Origin of the sequence: Pseudoroseomonas cervicalis ATCC 49957 (assembly GCF_000164635.1) — a bacterium.
GTDB lineage: Bacteria > Pseudomonadota > Alphaproteobacteria > Acetobacterales > Acetobacteraceae > Pseudoroseomonas > Pseudoroseomonas cervicalis.
This window is the reverse complement of the sequence record NZ_GG770791.1, coordinates 1-2222: the sequence shown is the minus strand read 5'-3', so window position 1 is coordinate 2222 and position 2222 is coordinate 1. Positions and strand designations below refer to the sequence as shown.

The 2222-nt window shown below is 72.8% G+C and carries 2 protein-coding genes; both read left to right on the top strand.

Annotation, left to right across the window (positions count from 1 at the left end; translation table 11 throughout):
* Nucleotides 1-273: 273 nt before the first annotated feature.
* Nucleotides 274-1293, top strand: a complete 1020-nt coding sequence (locus tag HMPREF0731_RS19020; RefSeq protein ID WP_040614030.1) for an ABC transporter ATP-binding protein — start codon at nucleotides 274-276, stop codon at nucleotides 1291-1293.
* Nucleotides 1290-2192, top strand: coding sequence for an ABC transporter ATP-binding protein (locus HMPREF0731_RS19015; protein ID WP_007005834.1), 903 nt, complete (start codon nucleotides 1290-1292; stop codon nucleotides 2190-2192). The genes HMPREF0731_RS19020 and HMPREF0731_RS19015 overlap by 4 nt, the downstream gene beginning before the upstream one ends.
* The last annotated feature ends 30 nt before the right edge of the window (nucleotides 2193-2222 follow it).

Below are 2222 nucleotides of genomic sequence, written 5' to 3'. Positions count from 1 at the left end.
CGCCGCCTGAGCCGGGTCGCACCGGCCCCGCGCCTCTCCGGCTGAGCCTGCCCCGTCGGGTGGGCCCGTCCCGCTGCACCCGGCGGCATGGCGGCCGTCTTTCCGCCCGGCAGCCATGGCTCCGTGCCAGGGTTCGGGGGCTACCCCGACCGGGCGGATGCTCCTCCAGCTTTGTGGTCCCCTCGGCCCCTCCATCGGGCCGGTGCCATGCGCGTGCTTGCGGTTCTGTTAAGAATGATACTAAGAATCATTCTCGATAACGCGGAGCCGCCCATGCCCTTGCTCGAGATCCAGGACCTGACCGTTCGCTTCGACACCGGGGAGGGCAGCGTGCATGCGGTCAATGGCGTCACCTACAGCCTGGAGGAGGGTGAGACCCTCGGCGTGGTGGGCGAGAGCGGCAGCGGCAAGAGCGTGCATGTGCTGAGCCTGCTCGGCCTGATCCCGCGCCCGCCCGGCCGCGTCGCCGCCGGGCGCGCCCTGTTCCGCGGCCGCGACCTGCTGGCCATGCCGGAGGCCGAGCTGCGCCAGGTGCGCGGCGCCGAGATCGGCATCATCTTCCAGGACCCGATGACCGCGCTGAACCCGGTGCTGCGCGTCAGCACCCAGATCACCGAGGCGCTGGTCTGCCACCGCCGGATGAGCCGCGGCGCCGCGCGCCGGCGCGCGGTGGAGCTGCTCGACCTGGTGGGCATCCCCGACCCGCAGAAGCGCGTCACCCAGTACCCGCATGAATTCTCCGGCGGCATGCGCCAGCGCGTGATGATCGCCATCGGCATCGCCTGCGAGCCGAAGCTGCTGATCGCCGACGAGCCGACCACCGCGCTCGACGTGACGGTGCAGGCCCAGGTGCTCGACCTGATGCGCGACCTGAAGAAGAAGCTCGGCATGGCGATGATCTGGATCACCCACGACATGGGCGTGGTGGCCGGCATCGCCGACACGGTGCAGGTCATGTATGGCGGCCGCATCCTGGAGCGCGGCCCGACCCGCGCCGTGTTCCATGACACGCGCAGCGCCTACACTTGGGGCCTGCTGCGCTCGCTGCCCGATCATGACCGGCCGCCAGTGCCGGATCAGGCCGGCGGCCGGCCGCGCTTGCAGCAGATTGGCGGCCAGCCGCCCGATCTCTACCACCCGCCGCCCGGCGACCCCTTCGCGCCGCGCAACCCCTGGGCCACCGAGCGCTGCCGGCAGGAGGTGCCGCCGCTGGCCCAGGCGCCGGGCGGCGCGCCCGGCCATCTCGTCGCCGCCTGGTACGATCTGCGCGACGCGCGCGGGCGGGCGGCATGAGCGCCGCCCCGCTCCTGGAGGTCGAGGGCCTGACCCGCGACTTCGTGCTGCAGCGCGGATTGTTCGGCCAGCCGGTGCGCACGCTGCGCGCGGTGGACGATGTCTCCTTCAGCATCGCCCCGGGCGAGACGCTGGGGCTGGTGGGCGAATCCGGCTCCGGCAAGAGCACCACCGGCCGCATGGTGCTGCGGCTGGAGGAGGCCAGCGCCGGCCGCATCCGATTCGACGGGCGCGACATCACCCAGCTGCGCGGCAGCGCCCTGGTGCCGGTGCGCAAGCAGTTGCAGGTGGTGTTCCAGGATCCCTTCTCCTCGCTGAACCCGCGGCTGCGGGTGGGGGAGAGCGTCGGCGAGCCGCTGCGCAGCCACGGGCTGGTGCGCGGCCAGGCCGAGCAGCGCGAGCGTGTCGCGGCCCTCTTCGCCCAGGTCGGGCTGGATCCGCGCTTCATGGACCGCTTCCCGCACCAGTTCTCGGGCGGCCAGCGCCAGCGCATCGGCATCGCCCGCGCCATCGCGCTCGGCCCGAAGCTGATCGTGGCGGATGAGCCGATCACCGCGCTCGACGTCTCGATCCAGGCGCAGATCGTCAACCTGTTCCTCGACCTGCAGGAGCAGCTGGGCATGGCCTATCTGTTCATCGCGCACGATCTCGGCATGGTGCGCTATCTCTGCCACCGCGTGGCGGTGATGCTGCGCGGCCGCATCGTCGAGATGGGGCCGGTGGCCCAGGTCTTCGCCGATCCGCGCCACCCCTATACCCGCGCCCTGCTCTCCGCCGCGCCGATCCCGGACCCGGCGCGCGAGGCGCAGCGCCGCCGCATCCGCTACGAGCCGGTGCCGCCGCCGCCCGGCGCGCGGCTGGAGGAGGTGGCGGCCGGCCACTGGGTGCTGGCCGCCTGACCTGCCACGGGCGGCGGGGAGGGACCGCCG

Excerpts from the sequence above, each read along its gene's own strand:
- HMPREF0731_RS19020 (WP_040614030.1), top strand. The coding sequence starts at position 274 with ATGCCCTTGCTCGAGATCCAGGACCTGACCGTTCGCTTCGACACCGGG.
- HMPREF0731_RS19015 (WP_007005834.1), top strand. The coding sequence starts at position 1,290 with ATGAGCGCCGCCCCGCTCCTGGAGGTCGAGGGCCTGACCCGCGACTTC.